Annotated in this window: 7 protein-coding genes; all 7 read left to right on the top strand. The window is 67.1% G+C overall.

Translation table 11 applies throughout. The features are described from left to right. Positions 1-103 precede the first annotated feature (103 nt). The 7 genes from HV766_RS15255 to putA all read left to right on the top strand — a co-directional run bounded on the left by HV766_RS15255 (position 104) and on the right by putA (position 17,619). Positions 104-5,299 carry an alpha-2-macroglobulin family protein gene (locus tag HV766_RS15255; protein ID WP_370881512.1) on the top strand — a complete coding sequence of 1,732 codons (5,196 nt, stop codon included), beginning with the start codon at positions 104-106 and terminating at the stop codon, positions 5,297-5,299. Next, positions 5,296-7,518, top strand: a complete 2,223-nt coding sequence (gene pbpC / locus HV766_RS15250; RefSeq protein ID WP_175162975.1) for a penicillin-binding protein 1C — start codon at positions 5,296-5,298, stop codon at positions 7,516-7,518. Before HV766_RS15255 ends, pbpC begins: the two co-directional genes overlap by 4 nt. Positions 7,519-7,573: 55 nt before the next feature. Continuing rightward, positions 7,574-9,886, top strand: coding sequence for an ATP-dependent Clp protease ATP-binding subunit ClpA (gene clpA / locus HV766_RS15245; protein ID WP_175162976.1), 2,313 nt, complete (start codon positions 7,574-7,576; stop codon positions 9,884-9,886). 8 nt (positions 9,887-9,894) lie between these two features. After that, on the top strand, positions 9,895-11,211 hold the full coding sequence (locus tag HV766_RS15240; protein ID WP_054452361.1) for a paraquat-inducible protein A: 1,317 nt from the start codon (positions 9,895-9,897) through the stop codon (positions 11,209-11,211). Between the two features lie 39 nt (positions 11,212-11,250). After that, on the top strand, positions 11,251-12,915 hold the full coding sequence (locus HV766_RS15235) for a PqiB family protein (protein ID WP_054452359.1): 1,665 nt from the start codon (positions 11,251-11,253) through the stop codon (positions 12,913-12,915). An 8-nt stretch (positions 12,916-12,923) separates the two neighbouring features. Then, complete coding sequence (locus HV766_RS15230; RefSeq protein WP_225591480.1) at positions 12,924-13,640, top strand: PqiC family protein; 717 nt, start codon at positions 12,924-12,926, stop codon at positions 13,638-13,640. Between the two features lie 157 nt (positions 13,641-13,797). Beyond that, entirely contained in the window at positions 13,798-17,619 is a 3,822-nt protein-coding gene (gene putA / locus HV766_RS15225; RefSeq protein ID WP_175181436.1) for a trifunctional transcriptional regulator/proline dehydrogenase/L-glutamate gamma-semialdehyde dehydrogenase, read from the top strand. The last annotated feature ends 8 nt before the right edge of the window (positions 17,620-17,627 follow it).

The raw sequence follows: 17,627 nt of genomic DNA, 5'->3' as shown, positions 1-17,627 counted from the left end.
ACAAGCAGTATCCGCGTACCCGAGAAGCGCGCGGAATGATCAGGTCGGCAGCTCCGCCGCTTAGGAGCGGTGCGTCTGCATTTGAGTAAGCGGGAGATTTACCGTGAGTGGAAAGATAAGCAAGGCCTGGCTGGCGACAGCCGGGGTCGTTGTATTGGCCGGCGCCATCGGCGTGGGCTGGTGGATGGGCAAGGAACGTCAGCCCGCCAATCCGGCGCCAGCCGTCGTGTCGCAGCCTGCTGCCCCGGCGGGCGGCGGAGATGCCAAGCCGGCATTGCCCGCCAGCGCGGTGGTCGGCGCGGCCGACCCGTTTGCCGCGCTTTCCTGCCAGCCGCGCCAGTACAACGATACGCTGGCGCTGGCCGTGACCTTCACGCAGCCGGTGGATGCCAAGTCCGACCTGGACAGCTTTCTGCAGGTGACGGACACGGGTTCGGCCTCCGACAAGGACAGCGAATCGGCCGCCAGCAACGGTGACCAGCCCGCCTCGGTCCGGCCGGGCGACTCGGCGCCCAAGGGCAAGATCCTGAAGGGCAACTGGGTGGTGGGCGACAACCCCCGCATGGTTTATTTCCCCTACGTGCAACCGCAGCGTTCCTACGCAATCTCCGTGCGTGCCGGGCTGCCCGGCGCGGGCGGCATCAAGCTGGCGGAAGCGTCGAATTGCGAGGTGAACACGCAGGCCATGCCGCCGTCGTTCTATTTCGCCAGCCGCGGCGTGGTGCTGCCGGCCGGCCAGAATGGCGGCCTGCCCGTGGCCACGGTGAACGTGTCCGAAGTGGACGTGCAGTTCCTGCGCGTATCGCCTGAGCGCGTGCCTGAACTGTTCGACACCGTGCTGGGCATCGGCCGCAGCACCGGCTCTGGCGAAGAAGAAGACAGCAGCGACGAAGATGACAACTGGCGCTATTCCGACAACCGCAGCCTGAAGGGCTCGGTCAGCAACTGGGACCTGGACCGCCTGAACTCGCTGACGACCAGCGTCTATCAAGGCCGCTTCGTCACCGACGACAAGCCCAACCGCCGCCATGTCACGTTCCTGCCGGTCGAAGGCATCAAGGAATTGCAGGAACCCGGCATCTACATCGCGGTGATGAGCCAGCCCGGCCGTTTCCGCTACGAATACCAGGTGACGTATTTCTACGTCAGCGACATCGGCCTGCACGCGCGCCGCTACAGCGACCGCATCGAAGCCTATTCGGTATCCCTGAAGAGCGGCACCGCCATCTCGGGCGCCGTGTTCGAACTGGTGGACGGCGCCGGCAAGTCGCTGGCCAAGGCCGCGGCCGACGGCCAGGGCCATGTCCGCTTTGACGGCAGCTTCGCCAATGCGCGCGTCATCCGCGCCTCGCGCGACAAGGAAATGACGGTGCTGGCCCTGGGCGAACCCGCCCTGGACCTGTCTGAATTCGACACGGGCGGCCATGTTTCCCGCCCCAACAACCTGTTCGTCTACGCTGGCCGCAATCTGTACCGCCCCGGCGAAACCTTCAACGTCTCGGTCCTGCCGCGCGATCTGGACGGCCGCATGCTGGCGCCGTCGCCCCTGACCGCGACCATCAAGCGCCCCGACGGCCGCACGGTGCTGAGCACCCTGTGGCAGCCCCAGAAGGATCTGCCCGGCTATATCGAGCGCAGCATCGACCTGCCGCTGGATGCGCAGACCGGCACGTGGCTGCTGGAACTGCGCGTGGACCCCGCGTCGCGCGCGCCGGACGCGTCCTGGAAGTTCCAGGTCGAGGAATTCCTGCCTGAACGCATGAAGATGGCGCTGACCTCCGACCAGGAGGTGCTGTCGCCGGAGGAAACGCTGACTGTCGACGTGCAGGGCGACTATCTCTACGGCGCGCCCGCCGCTGGCAACCGCCTGCTGTCCAGCTTCCAGGTCAAGCGCGACCGTTTTGCGCTGCCCCAGCAATGGCCTGGCTTCATCTTCGGCGACGTTGCCGACGATGCCCGCCGCCATTTCGAAGAGCTGCCCGAAACGGCCCTGGACGACAAGGGCCGTGGCCAGCTCGAGGTCGATCCGCGCACCGGCGGCACGCGTTCGCCGATGAAGGTGCGGGTGTCGGCCAGCCTGCTGGAATCCGGCGGCCGTCCGGTGGTGCGCTCGATCGAGCGCAGCGTCTGGCCCGCCGACCGCCTGATCGCCGTGCGTCCGCAATTCGACGGCGACGTGGCCCGCGAAGGCGCGCCCGCCGGGTTTGAAGTGCTGCGCGTGGATGCGCAGGGCAAGATTGCGCCGCTGGCGCAGGCGCAGATGCGCCTGTACCGCGAAGATCGCCAGTACTACTGGCGTTTCGACGACCAGCGCGGCTGGAACAGCGGCTACACCGAAACCGAGGAATTGCTGGATTCGCGCGAGATCGCGCTGAACGACCGCTCCCAGCTGACCGTGCCCGTGAAGTGGGGCCGCTACCGCCTGGAAATCGCCGATCCCGAAACCGGCCAGACCCTGCGCTACCGCTTTTACGCGGGCTGGAACGCGCAGGACTCCGACGCCATGGGCAATCGTCCCGACCGCGTGCAGATGAAGCTCGAAGGCGTGCCGGCCAAGCCGGGCGACACGGTCAAGCTGACCCTGACGCCGCCGCATGACGGCCAGGCGCTCATCACCGTGGAAGGCGACCGCATGCTGTGGTCCACCTGGGTGGCCGTGAAAGCGACGGGCACGCAGGTCGAGATCCCGGTCGACAAGAGCTGGAAGCGCCACGACCTGTACATCGCCGCCGCCGTGTTCCGTCCCGGCAGCGAAGGCGACCGCGTGACGCCGGCGCGCGCGCTGGGCCTGACCTTCCTGCCCATCGCCAGCGCTGACCGCAAGCTGGACGTGAAACTGACGGCGCCGCCCAAGGCGGTGCCAGAGACCAAGGCGACCGTGCGCGTCAAGGTGGACGGCGCCCAGGGCAAGCAGGCCACCGTGACCCTGTCGGCGGTGGACGTGGGCATCCTCAACATCAACCAGTACAAGACCCCCGATCCGCTGGACTACTTCTTCGGCAAGCACCGCTACGCGCCCGAATTGCTGGACATGTACGGCAAGCTGATCGAGAAAATGGACGGCACGAAGGGCAAGCTGAAGTGGGGCGGCGACGCCGCCATGCGCGGCGACAGCAAGAGCCTGCCCAAGAAGGTCAAGCTGGTGGACCTGTTCTCCGGTCCGGTCAAGCTGAACGAGCAGGGCGAGGCGGACATCCCGCTGGACCTGCCTGATTTCAACGGCACGCTGCGCCTGATGGCCGTGGCCTTCACGCCCGACAACTACGGCAGCACCGACACCGAAATGGTGGTGGCGGCGCCCATCGTGGCCGAGCTGAACACGCCGCGCTTCATCACCCCGGGCGACCAGGCCGCGATTGCGCTGGACGTGACCAACCTGAGCGGCGCCGAGCAGAAGGTGACGGTCAAGCTGGAAGCGCTGGACCCGCTGGCCATCGTCGACGGCGTCAAGACCGTGACTCTGAAGGACAAGCAGCGCACCACGCTGCGCTTCACCGCCACCACCACCGGTTCGTACGGCCTGGGCCTGATGCGCCTGACCGTCGACGGGCAGGGCGGCGGCAAGCCCTTGCGCATCGTGCGCGAATCGGTGCTGCAGGTGCAACCGGCCTACGCGGCCGAGCGCCAGGTGCGCCGCCTGCGCCTGAATCCGGGCGAAGCCAACGCGCCGCAGGCGTCGTGGGTGGCGTCCTACTACCCGGACTCGACCACGGTCAGCATGACGGTATCGAACCGTCCGCCGATCAACGTCAATCGCCTGGTCGAAGGGCTGCTCAACTATCCCTACGGCTGCACCGAGCAGACCATCAGCGCGACCCTGCCGTGGGTCATGCTGGATGAGGCCGCGGCCAAGCAGTTCGGCCTCAAGCCGCGCACCAAGGCCGAGCGCGACGCCAAGGTGGCCGGCGCGATCGGCCGCCTGGCGGGCATGCGCAACGCCGTCGGTTCGTACAACCTGTGGAGCAGCTCGTCCTCGCGCGATGTGTGGCTGACGGCCTACGCCGTCGGCTTCATGCAGGACGCCCGCGACAACGGTTTCGAAGTGCCCGAGGCATCGCTGGACCGTTCGCGCCAGTGGCTGCTGGAGCAGGTGCAGCAGAGTTCGGGCGCGTTCGGCACCTGGTCGGCCAACCTGAAGCGCGGCGTCGAATCCGGTCGCTACGACTCCAGCGACGCCAACATCCTGCGTGAGGACCATCGTCGCTTCGCCGGCCTGGCCACTGCCGCATTGGCGCTGGCGCGCGACAAGAAGGCGCCGCTGTCCACGGTGCGTCAGCTGTACGACAACTACCAGGAGCGCGCGCGCTCGCCGTTGCCGCTGATCCAGCTGGCGGCCGCGTTCAAGCTCATGGGCGACGAAGGGCGCATGAAGAGCGCGCTCGACCAGGCCGTGGCGCGCGAGTACGGTCTCAACAATCGTCGCAACTCCGGCTATTACGACGAATGGCTGGGCGACTACGGCAGCGGCGTGCGCGACTATGCGCTGGCCTTTGCGATCGCGGACAAGTACGAGCTGCGCCATGAGCGCCTGGACAACCTGCTGACGCAGCTGGCCAGCCGTCTGGGCAACCGTTCGTACCTGTCGACGCAGGAACAGATGTCGCTGTTGCTGGCCGCCCGCGCTATGGGCGGCGACAAGGCCACGCCCTGGTCCGCCACGTTGACCGTCAACGGTTCCACCAAGGCGCTCGCTGGCGGCACCAGCGACCAGACCGTGTCGCTGTCGGCGGCCGACCTGGCCGGCGTGCAGTTGCTGAACACCGGCAACCAGTCCCTGTTCGTCGAATACGACATCCAGGGCAGTCCGACCACCACGCCTGCGCCGCGCAATGACGTGATCCAGCTCAAGCGCGGCTGGTACCGTCCGGACGGACGCCCGTGGGATGGCGGCAGCCTGCAGACCGGCGACATGCTGGTGGTGTGGGTGCAGGCCAGCGCCAACCAGAACATTCCGGATGGCTTGCTGGTGGACCGCGTGCCGGCGGGTTTTGAAGTCGAAAACCTGAACCTGTCGCAAAGCCCCGAGATGCAGGAATGGACGATCGGCGGACGCCGCGTGGCCGAAGCCATGTCCGATCCCAACATCAAGCACCGCGAGTTCCGCGACGACCGCTATGTGGCCGCGGTGTCGCTGGGTCGCGGCAAGGTGGACGTGTTCTATCTGGTGCGCGTGGTGACGCCGGGCCGCTATGCGGTGCCGTCGACGGTGGCCGAAGACATGTACCGGCCTGAAATCCGGGGCGTAGGCGAGCAATGGAGCACGGTAGAGATCCGCGACCGCGGCGCCAAGCGTCCTTGAACCCCGCCGCCACCCCGGTGGCGGGCGCCTCGCGCGCCCGCCGCTGGCGGCGGCGAGGAATCTTCGCGGCCAGCGCGTTGTTTGCGCTGGCCGCGTTGTTATTCACGCTCGACCGCCTCTATCCCTTGCCGCCCGTGGATTCGGGCGGCGCCGCCGTCGTCGTGGCCGCCGATGGTACGCCGCTGCGCAACTATCCCAGCCGCGACGGCATCTGGCGCTATCCGGTCAAGCCCGACCAGGTGTCCGAGCGCTATCTGGAAACGTTGCTGACCTACGAGGACCGCTGGTTCTACTGGCACCCGGGCGTCAACCCGGTGGCGATGGCGCGCGCCGGCTGGCAGTGGGCCACCAACCGCCGCATCGTGTCGGGCGGGTCCACCCTGACCATGCAGGTCGCGCGGCTGATCGATCCGGAACTGGCCGGCAAGCCCTCGCGCTCGATGTCGGCGAAGCTGCGGCAGGCCTGGCGCGCCATCCAGCTGGAAATGCACTACAGCAAGGACGAGATCCTGTCGCTGTATCTGACCCACGCACCCATGGGCGGCATCGTCGAGGGCGTGGAGATGGGCTCGCGCCTGTGGCTGGGCAAGCCCGCCCGCGATCTGAGCCCGGCCGAAGCGGCGATGCTGACCGCCTTGCCGCAGGCGCCATCGCGGCTGCGGCCGGATCGTCACCCCGAGGCCGCGCAGGCCGCGCGCGACAAGGTGCTGGACCGCATGGTCGAACTGGGCCGCTGGACCCCGGCCGAGGTGGCCGACGCCAAGATCGAGAACGTGGTTGCGCCGCCGCTGCGCGCGCGCTGGCTGGCGCCCCTGGCCGCGCAGCGGTTGCTGCAGGAGGCGGGCAGCCAGCGCAAGGCGGGCCGGCGTCCTGGCGAGCGGCCCGCGGTGGTCACGTCCACCCTGGACGCGGACATGCAGGCGGCGGTGGAGCGCATGCTGCAGGATCGGGTGGACAGCCTGCCGCCTAAAGTGTCGATGGCCGTGTTGGTGATGGACAACGATACGCTGGAGGTCAAGGCCTATGCCGGCTCCGCCGATTTCTCCGACGAAAGCCGGGCGGCCCACGTGGACATGGTGCGCGGCGTGCGTTCGCCGGGCTCCACGCTCAAACCGTTTCTCTACGCGCAGGCGCTCGACGAAGGCCTGATCCACTCCGAAAGCCTGCTGATCGACGCGCCGATGTCGTTTGGCGGCTACGCGCCGGGCAACTTCCAGGCCGCGTTCGCCGGCCCGATCAGCGTCGCCCAGGCTCTGCAGCGTTCGCTCAACGTGCCGGCGGTGGATCTGCTGGACCGCGTCGGGCCCAGCAGTTTCGCCTCGGTCATGCTGGCCGGTGGGGTACGGTTACGTTTGCCCGCGGGCGCGGAACCGAATTTGAGCTTGATTTTGGGCGGGGGCGGCACCACATTGGAAGAACTGGTGGGCGCTTACCGGGCCCTGGCCCGCGGCGGCGTCTCAGGGCGGCCCCGGCTGCGGCCGGAGCAGCCGCGGGTCGAGTCCCGTATGATGAGCCCTGGGGCGGCCTGGATCGTCCGTGACATTCTGGAGAGCGGCGGCCATCCCGACCGGCCGTTCTACCAGTCGGGCAGTCCGGCGCGGCAGCTGGCCTGGAAAACCGGGACGAGTTTCGGATTCCGGGACGCCTGGGCCGTTGGAGTGACCGACAGGTGGACGATGGGCGTTTGGGTCGGCCGTCCGGACGGGACGCCCAACCCCGGATTTTTCGGGGCCAACGTGGCGGCGCCGCTACTGCAGGATATCGTGGCGGCCTTGCCCGAAGGCGCTCAGCAGGTCCGCGTCAGGCCCGAAACGGTGCAGGCCGCGGTGACATGCTGGCCCCTGGGTTACAAGCTCGGCAGCGTGCCGTCCGGCGAATGTCCGGAGCAGCGCGCGGCCTGGGTGCTGAATGAAACGGCGCCGCCGTCCTTTGCCGGCTACGCCGACGCCTCGCGCGGACCATTGCGTCTGGGCGGCGTGGCCAGCGGCTCGGTGCTGCGGCCCGTGCCGGGCGGGCGCGAAGTGGCGCTGGATGTGGATGTGCAGGGAACTGAAGGCGAAGTATGGTGGATGCTGGACGGGCGCGTGGTTGGCCATGGCGCGTCGGGTCATCCGTTTAAATTAGTGTTGGCCATGGACGGCCGGTATACGCTTACCGTCATGGATGCGCAAGGCCGCCACGACAGAGTGGTTTTTGAAATCTCTGGCGTTACGCCATGATCGGCATAGAATATGAATCGTGTATTTGCCCGCTTCGATGCGTTACGGAGGAAGCGTGATTTCTCAAGAGCTTGAAGTCAGCCTGCATATGGCTTTCGTCGAGGCCCGTTCGGCCCGGCATGAATTTATTACCGTCGAGCATCTGCTGCTCGCGTTGCTCGACAACGCTTCGGCCGTTGAAGTGCTGCGCGCCTGCGCCGCGAACCTGGACGACCTGCGCCGCAATCTGCGCCAGTTCGTCTCGGAGAACACCCCGGTGATCCCGAGCGGCGCCGAGGTCGACACGCAGCCCACGCTGGGATTCCAGCGCGTGATCCAGCGCGCCATCATGCACGTATCCGCGGGAGGCACCGGCAAGAAGCCGGTTACCGGCGCCAATGTGCTCGTGGCCATTTTCGGCGAAAAGGATTCGCACGCTGTGTACTACCTGCAACAGCAGGGCGTGACGCGGCTGGACGTCGTCAATTTTCTGTCGCATGGCATTACCAAACAGCCCCAGGTGGAGTCCGCCGCCGTGCAGAAAGAGCAGCAGACCAATGGTGAAGAGCAGGGCGAATCGCGCCAGTCGCCGCTGGACCAGTACGCCACCGACCTGAACGCCGCCGCGCTGGCGGGCCGCATCGATCCCCTCATCGGGCGCGAGCACGAAGTCGAACGCGTGATCCAGGTGCTGTGCCGCCGCCGCAAGAACAACCCGCTGCTGGTCGGCGAGGCCGGCGTGGGCAAGACCGCGATCGCCGAAGGCCTGGCCTGGCGCATCACGCGCGGCGAAGTGCCCGAAATCCTGCAGGCCGCCCAGGTCTTTTCGCTGGACATGGGCGCCTTGCTGGCGGGCACCAAGTACCGGGGCGATTTCGAGCAGCGCCTGAAGGGCGTGCTCAAGCAGATCCGCGGCAACCCCGACGCCATCCTGTTCATCGACGAAATCCATACGCTGATCGGCGCCGGTTCGGCTTCGGGCGGCACGCTGGACGCGTCCAACCTCTTGAAGCCCGCCTTGTCTTCCGGGCAGCTCAAGTGCATCGGCGCGACCACCTACACCGAATACCGCGGCGTCTTTGAAAAAGACCACGCGCTGTCGCGCCGCTTCCAGAAGATCGACGTGGCCGAGCCCAGCGTCGAACAGACCGTGCAGATCCTGCGCGGCCTGAAGAGCCGCTTCGAAGAGCATCACAGCGTGCGCTACTCGTCCGCCGCCCTGTCGGCCGCGGCCGAACTGTCGGCGCGTTTCATCAATGACCGCCATCTGCCGGACAAGGCCATCGACGTGATCGACGAGGCCGGCGCCGCGCAGCGCCTGTTGCCGCGTTCGCGCCAAAAGAAGGTGATCGGCAAGGTGGACATCGAGAACATCGTGTCCAAGATCGCGCGCATCCCGCCGCAGTCCGTCTCCAACGACGACCGCAGCAAGCTCGCGACGCTGGACCGCGACCTGAAGACCGTGGTCTTCGGCCAGGACAACGCCATCGAAGCCCTGTCCGCCGCCATCAAGATGGCGCGCTCGGGCCTGGGCAAGCCGGAAAAGCCGATCGGCGCCTTCCTGTTCTCCGGCCCCACCGGCGTGGGCAAGACCGAGGTCGCGCGCCAGTTGGCGTTCACGCTGGGCGTGGAGCTGCTGCGTTTCGACATGTCCGAATACATGGAGCGGCATGCGGTGTCGCGCCTGATCGGCGCGCCTCCGGGCTACGTCGGTTTCGACCAGGGCGGCCTGTTGACCGAGGCCATCACCAAGCAGCCGCACTGCGTGCTGCTGCTCGATGAAATCGAAAAGGCGCACCCGGATGTGTTCAACATCCTGCTGCAGGTCATGGACCACGGCACGCTGACCGACAACAACGGCCGCAAGGCGGACTTCCGCAACGTCATCCTCATCATGACGACCAACGCGGGCGCTGAAACCTTGAACCGTCCGTCGATCGGCTTCGCGAATTCGCGCGTGGTGGGCGACGAAATGGCGGAAATCCGCCGCATGTTCACGCCCGAGTTCCGCAACCGCCTGGACGCGATCATCCCGTTCGCGCCGCTGGACCGCGAAATCATCCTGCGCGTGGTGGACAAGTTCCTCATGCAGCTGGAAGACCAACTGCACGAGCGTCGCGTGGAAGCCATCTTCACCACGGGGCTGCGCGAGCATCTCGCCAAGGAAGGGTTCGATCCGCTCATGGGCGCACGCCCCATGCAGCGTCTCATCCAGGACACCATCCGCCGCGCGCTGGCCGACGAGCTGCTGTTCGGCAAGCTGGTCGATGGCGGCACGGTTACGGTCGACCTGGACGAGGAGGGCAAGGTCAAGCTGGACTTCGACGAGAACGGCAAGCCGCCCTCGTCGGATGCGCCTGACAAGCAGGAAGTCGAACTGGTCGATTAAGGCTCTCAATGACCGCGGACCGCCAGCCGCTGATCGAGTGCGAACACTGCGCGAGCATCTATCGCCGGCATCAGCTTGAACCTGGAGAGACCGCCAATTGCGCCCGCTGCGGCGCCACTCTGTGGCGTTACAGCGGGCTTACTTTGTCCAATTGGCTGGCGCTCGCCATTTCCGCCCTGATCGTGTTCGGGGTGGCCAATGCCTATCCCGTCGCTTCCATGTCCGTGCAGGGCATGGTGCAGCAGGCATCCTTGCTGGACGCTATTGCCATCACCTGGCGCCAGGACCATTGGGTCGTCGCCATCATGACCGGCATGGCCGGCTTTGCGCTGCCGATGCTGCAGCTGTCGGTGTTGCTGTGGGTGTTGGGGCCGCTGTCGCGCGGCCGGGAACCCCTGGGCTTTCGTACTGCGATGCGTTTGTTGGGCATTCTGCGGCCCTGGTGCATGGTTCCGGTGTTCCTCCTGGGCGTGCTGGTGGCGGTGGTGAAGCTGGCGGGCATGGCCGCCGTGACTCCGGGTATCGGGTTGGCGGCGTTCGGCATCCTGACCATCCTGTTGACGATGCTGGGGCGGCTGTCGCCGCATGTGCTGTGGCGCTACGCCGAGAGCGTGGGTGTGGTGCCGGTGCATATCCCCCAGGCTGCGCCGGACACGGTTCTGACCGGATGCCATGTCTGTGGCCAGGTGCAGGCGTTGCCCCGCGCGGCCGATCCGGAAGAGCACCACCACTGTGTGCGTTGCGACGCCCTGGTGCATTTCCGCAAGCCCGATCATCTGGCGCGCACCTGGGCGCTGTTGCTGGCGGCCGTGGTGTTCTACATCCCCGCCAACGTGCTACCAGTGATGCAGGTCAGGTCGGTGCTGGGGGACAGCGCCCACACCATTCTGGGCGGCGTGGTCGAACTCTGGGAAATGGGTTCCTGGGATATCGCGCTGATCGTCTTCATTGCCAGCGTGGCGGTGCCGTTGACCAAGCTGCTGGCGCTCATGCTGTTGCTGTTGACGGAACAATGGCGCAGCACCACCAACCTGCGTCCGCGCACGCGCCTGTATCAAATGGTCGAGTTCATCGGCCAATGGTCGATGCTGGATGTTTTTGTCGTTATATTGCTGGCGGCGTTGGCGGATTTCCAGGGCTTGATGGAAATCAGCGCCGGCGCGGGTGCGGCGGCGTTCGGGCTGACAGTGATCCTGACCATGTTGTCGGCCATGAGTTTCGACCTGCGCCGCAGTTGGGATCTGGAAGGACAAAGTGAAATAGAATCGCCGCCAGTGGGAGGCGGGCGCCAGCCGGCGTCTCTCGCCGGCAAGGAAATGGGCTAGGAAGCGCCGCGGCTTCCGTCCACGAACAAGGAAGAGTAGATGTCCGAGCAAGCACCCGGATCCGGTGAAGAGAAGTTTGCGTCACCCGCGATCTCGCGCAAGAAGAAGAGCCGGATTTCATGGATCTGGCTGGTGCCCATCGTGGCGGCCCTGATGGGCTTGTCGCTGGTCGTGCGAACCTGGATGCAGGCGGGGCCCGACATCTCCATTTCGTTCAATACCGCAGAAGGGCTGGAAGTCGGCAAGACCCAGCTGCGCTACAAGGACGTCAACATCGGCACCGTGAAGTCGATCGGCTTCAACGAAGACCGCACCAAGGTGGTGGTGCAGGCCGAACTGTCCAAGGATGTTTCCGATCTGGCGCGCGAAGGCACCAACTTCTGGGTGGTGCGCCCGCGTCTGGACGTGAGCGGCGTGTCCGGCCTGGGCACGCTGTTGTCGGGCGCCTATATCGGCGTGGACGCGGCCGAAGGCAAGGACAGTTCCAAGAAGGCCACCAAACTGCATTTCGAAGGGCTGGAAGTGCCGCCCGCGGTCACGCATGACCGCGCCGGCAAGCGCTTCAAGCTCAAGGCGTCCGACCTGGGCTCCCTGGATATCGGTTCTCCCGTGTACTTCCGCCGCATCAACGTGGGCCGCGTGATCGGCTACGCGCTGGATGAAACCGGCAAGGCCGTGAACGTCGAGGTGTTCGTGGACGCGCCCAACGACAAGTTCGTGACCCAGGGCACGCGCTTCTGGAATGCCAGCGGCGTCGACTTCAGCGTCAATGCGGACGGCCTCAAGGTGCGCACGCAATCGCTGGTGTCGATGGCGGTGGGCGGCGTGGCCTTCGAGCCGGTCATCAGCGCGCGCGATGCCGGCAAGCAGGCGCAGGCCGACGCGCAATTTGACCTGTACGCGACCGAGGCCGCAGCCAAGGCCAATCCGGACGGCGAGGCCTTCCCGATCCGCATGCGCTTTGACCAGTCGATCCGCGGCCTGACGGTGGGCGCGCCGATCGACTTCAGCGGCATCACGCTGGGCAACGTCACGCAGATCAACATGGACTTCGATCCGGTCGCCAAGCGTTTCTACTCGATGGTGGATGCAACCCTGTATCCGGAACGCCTGGGCCGCGTGTTCGACGAAGTGCGCGATCGCGCCACCAAGGACGGCGACGTTGCCGGCAACCGCTTGTTGGGCGGCATGATCAAGCACGGCCTGCGCGCGCAGCTGCGCACCGCCAACCTGCTGACCGGCCAGCTGTACGTGGCGCTGGACGACTTCCCGAACGCCAAGCCGGTTGAATTCAAACCCTCGGATCCGGCGCTGATCCCGACGGTGCCAGGCAACCTGGATCAGTTGCAGCAGCAGATCAGCAACATCGTCGCCAAGATCGAGAAGATTCCGTTCGACAAGATCGGCGAGGACCTGCGCACCACCTTGGCCAGCACCTCCAAGCTGATGAACCGCCTGGACAAGCAGGTCGCGCCTGAAGCGCAGAACATGCTCAAGCAGGCCAAGGAGTCCATGGCGCAGGTCAACGCGCTGCTGGCATCCGATGCTTCCTTGCCGGTCAATACGGAAAAGGCGATGCAGGAGCTGGGCCGCGCGGCCCGTTCGCTGCGCGCCCTGGCCGATTTCCTGCAAGCCAATCCCGAGGCCTTGTTGCGCGGCCGCGGCCCAGACCCGATCCCCGGCGCCGGTCCTGTCAGGAACTGAATCCCATGATGAATAGACGCCCGTCCCCCCACGCCCGCCAGGCGGCCCCGAGTTCCGAGCAGCCCCGATGCGCGGGCAGGCTGACGCCCCGTCTGCGCCCGGTCCTGTCCTTGCTGGCCTTGTCGGCGGCGCTGGCCGGCTGCGGGGCGTCCTCGCCCGTGCACTATCACACCTTGCAGTCGCCGGCGGCCCAGGCTCCGGGCGGTGCGGTGGCGCCGGCCAGCTTCCTGATCGAGGTGCAACCGGTCAATATCTCGACGCAGGCGGATCAGCCCCAGCTGATGGTGCGCACCGGCGAAGGCAGTCTGTCCGCGTTGTATTCCGAGCGTTGGAGCTCACCGCTGGGCGACGAGTTGCGGGGCGCGCTGTCGGACGCGCTGAAGCGGGAACTGGGCGCGCTGGATGTGCAACTGGTCAAGCCAGGCCCCGGCGCTGCGGTCTGGCGGGTGCAGACCGACGTACAGCGTTTCGAGCTGGAGCCGGGTCGCATGGCCCAGCTGGATGCGACCTGGCGCGTGCGGCCGGTCAACATGAAGGGTTCCGGCCTGCTGTGCCGCAGCGTGGTGACGGAACCGGTGGCGGAAGAGGGCGTGCCCGCCATGATCGCTGCCCAGCAGCGCGCAGTGGTCAGTCTGGCCGGCGCCATGGCCTCGGCCATACGGGGGCAGACCCCGGCGGGATCGGCCTCGGTGCAGATGCTGGGCTGCGCGGCGCTCAAGGATTGATAGCCCTGGGCCAAAATTCCGCCTGATCTCAAATGGTTAACCTAGGGTTAACCATAGTGCAAACCAAGTTGCAACCTGTCTAGCATACGGTCCTACCCATGCCGGGTCCCGTCGGGGCCCGGTACTACCTTTGCCATGCGACAGGAAGCAATCTCTTATGGCCAGCACGACCCTAGGCGTTAAAGTCGACGACGCGCTCCGCGACCGGCTGAAGGCCGCCGCGCAAAAGCTCAACTGCACGCCGCACTGGCTGCACAAGCAAGCGATCCTTTCCTACCTGGACAAGATCGAGCGCGGCCACCTGCCCGCCGAGATGTCGCACCTGGGCATGGACGCGGGCGGCGAGGACGAGGCGGGCGAAGGCCATTCCGCGCCGACGCCGCCGTTCTACGAATTCGGTCAGGACGTGCAGCCGCAGTCGGTGCTGCGCGCGGCCATTACCGCCGCCTACCGCCGCCCCGAGCCCGAGTGCGTGCCGCTGCTGTTGGGCCAGGCCCGCATGCCCAATCTGGAAAAGATCCACGCCATGGCCGCCGACCTGGTCCGGAAGCTGCGCGGCAAGCGCAGCGGCGGCGGGGTGGAAGGGCTGATCCAGGAGTTCTCGCTGTCCAGCCAGGAAGGCGTGGCGCTGATGTGCCTGGCCGAAGCGCTGCTGCGCATTCCCGACCGCGCCACGCGCGACGCGCTGATCCGCGACAAGGTGGCCCGCGGCGACTGGAAGTCGCACATGGGCGGCTCGCAATCCCTGTTCGTCAACGCCGCCACCTGGGGGCTGATGATCACCGGCAAGCTGGTGGCCGTGAGCAGCGAGCAGTCGCTGTCCAAGGCGCTGACCCGCCTGATCGGCAAGGGCGGCGAACCTTTGGTGCGCAAGGGCGTGAACATGGCCATGCGCATGATGGGCGAACAGTTCGTGTCGGGCCAGACCATTTCCGAAGCCCTGGCCAACAACCGCAAGATGGAAGCACGGGGCTTCCGCTATTCCTACGACATGCTGGGCGAGGCCGCGACCACGGCCGAGGACGCCGACCGCTATTACGCCTCGTACGAGCAGGCCATCCACGCCATCGGCAAGGCCGCGGCCGGCCGCGGCATCTATGAGGGCCCGGGCATCTCGATCAAGCTGTCGGCGCTGCATCCGCGTTATTCGCGCGCCCAGCGCGAACGCGTCATGGCCGAGCTGCTGCCGCGCGTGAAGGCGCTGACCGTGCTGGCGCGCAGCTACGACATCGGCCTGAACATCGACGCCGAGGAAGCCGACCGGCTGGAAATTTCGCTGGATTTGCTGGAAGCGCTCTGTTTCGAGCCCGAGCTGGACGGCTGGAACGGCATAGGCTTCGTCATCCAGGCGTACCAGAAGCGGGCTCCCTTCGTGATCGACTACGTGATCGACCTGGCCCGCCGCAGCCGCCATCGCGTGATGGTGCGCCTGGTCAAGGGCGCGTACTGGGACAGCGAGATCAAGCGCGCCCAGGTCGACGGCCTGGAAGGCTATCCGGTCTATACCCGCAAGGTCTACACGGACGTGGCCTACCTGGCCTGCGCCCGCAAGCTGCTGGGCGCGCCGGAAGCGGTGTTCCCGCAGTTTGCCACGCACAATGCCTACACCCTGTCCGCGATCTACCAGCTGGCGGGCCAGAACTACTACCCGGGCCAGTACGAATTCCAATGCCTGCACGGCATGGGCGAGCCGCTGTACGACGAAGTCGTGGGCGCGCTGTCGCAGGGCAAGCTCAACCGTCCGTGCCGCATCTACGCGCCGGTCGGCACGCATGAGACGCTGCTGGCCTACCTGGTGCGCCGCCTGCTGGAAAACGGCGCCAACACCTCGTTCGTGAACCTGATCGGCGACGACAGCATTCCGGTCGAGCAACTGGTGGCCGACCCGGTGGAAGCCGCTGCGCGCATCACGCCGCTGGGCGCGCCGCACGAGAAGATTCCGCTGCCGCGTGAACTTTATGGCGACCCGCAGGAGGGCGCCCGCGCCAACTCGGCGGGCCTGGACCTGAGCAACGAACATCGGCTGGGTTCGCTGTCCGCGGCCCTGCTGGCCAGCGCCGCCATGCCGTGGCGCGCCGGCCCCATGCTGGGCGAGGGCGACGGCGCCTGGGACGCCTCGCGCGCCATGGAAGTCCGCAACCCCGCCAATCTGCGCGACGTGGTGGGCCACGTGGTCGAAGCGCAGGCAGACGAGGCCGAGGCCGCGCTGCGCGCCGCCGCCAATGCCGCTCCCATCTGGCAATCCACGCCGGTCGCCGAACGCGCGCAGTGCCTGCGCCGCGCCGCGCAACTGCTGGAAGAGCAGATGCAGACCCTGCTGGGCCTGATCGTGCGCGAAGCCGGCAAGTCTCTGCCCAACGCCATCGCCGAGGTGCGCGAGGCCGTGGACTTCCTGCGCTATTACGCGGACCAGGCCGAAACGGAATTCAGCAACGACACGCATCGTCCGTTGGGCACGGTGCTGTGCATCAGCCCCTGGAACTTCCCGCTGGCCATCTTCACCGGCCAGGTCGCGGCCGCGCTGGCCGCCGGCAACACGGTGGTGGCCAAGCCCGCCGAACAGACGCCGCTGATCGCCGCGCAAGCCGTGGCCATCCTGCGCGCGGCCGGCGTGCCTGCCGGCGCCGTACAGCTGCTGCCGGGCCGCGGCGAAACCGTGGGCGCGCAACTGGTCGCAAGCCCCGGCGTGCGCGGCGTGATGTTCACCGGCTCCACCGACGTGGCGCGCATCATCGCGCGCACGCTGGCGGATCGCCTGGATGACGCCGGCCATACCATTCCGCTGATCGCCGAGACGGGCGGCCAGAACGCCATGGTGGTGGATTCCTCGGCCCTGTCGGAACAGGTCGTGTTCGACGTGCTGACCTCCGCCTTCGACTCGGCGGGCCAGCGCTGTTCGGCGCTGCGCGTGCTGTGCGTGCAGGAAGACAATGCCGACCACGTGCTGACCATGCTGCGCGGCGCGATGCGCGAACTGAGCGTGGGCAACCCCGACCGCCTGTCGGTGGATGTGGGCCCGGTGATCGATACGGAAGCGCGCAACGGCATCCAGCGGCACATCGAAACGATGCGCACGGCGGGCCATCGCGTGGACCAGGTGGAACTCAACGGCGAATGCCGCCACGGCACCTTCGTGCCGCCGACCATCATCGAAATCGACAACGTCAGCGAGCTGACGCGCGAAGTGTTCGGGCCCGTGCTGCACGTGGTGCGCTACCAGCGCGACGAACTGGACGCCTTGCTGGATGCCATCAACGGCACCGGCTACGGCCTGACTTTCGGCGTGCATACCCGCATCGACGAGACCATCGCGCACGTGACCGGCCAGGTCCATGCGGGCAACGTCTACGTCAACCGCAATATCGTGGGCGCGGTGGTGGGCGTGCAGCCCTTCGGCGGCGAAGGCTTGTCCGGTACCGGCCCCAAGGCCGGCGGTCCGCTCTACATGTATCGCCTGCTGGGCACGCGTCCGGCGGGCCTGCCGCCGGCGCTGGACGCGGCGGCGGCGCTGCCGCAGCGCATTGCGCTGCCGGGGCCGACCGGCGAGACCAATACCTATGTGGTCGAGCCGCGCGGCGCCGTGTATTGCGTGGCCGCCACCGAGGCCGGGGCGCGGGCGCAGTGGTCCGTCGCCAAGCTGACCGGCAACCACGCCTGGTTCGCGGACACGCCCGCGGCGCAGGCGCTGCTGGCCTCGCTGGACGCCGGCCAGCAGGAACAGGCGGGCATCCTGGCCGACGGCGAGGTCGACCAGGCGGACTACCAGGCCGTGCTGTTCGAGGGTGATGGCGACGCGCTGCAGGCGCTGAACCAGCGCATCGCGCAGCGTCCGGGCGCCATCCTGTCGGTCCATGGACTGACCCCCGACGCGATCGCGGCGGGCGCCGGCTACGTGCCGGAGCGCCTGTTGGCGGAGCGCTCCGTCAGCGTCAATACGGCGGCGGCGGGCGGCAACGCCAGCCTCATGACCATAGGTTGAGCCTGGTA

It is taken from the genome of Achromobacter aegrifaciens, from assembly GCF_902859735.1.
Classification (GTDB): domain Bacteria; phylum Pseudomonadota; class Gammaproteobacteria; order Burkholderiales; family Burkholderiaceae_B; genus Achromobacter; species Achromobacter aegrifaciens.
This window is presented reverse-complemented; position numbering and strand designations above follow the sequence as displayed.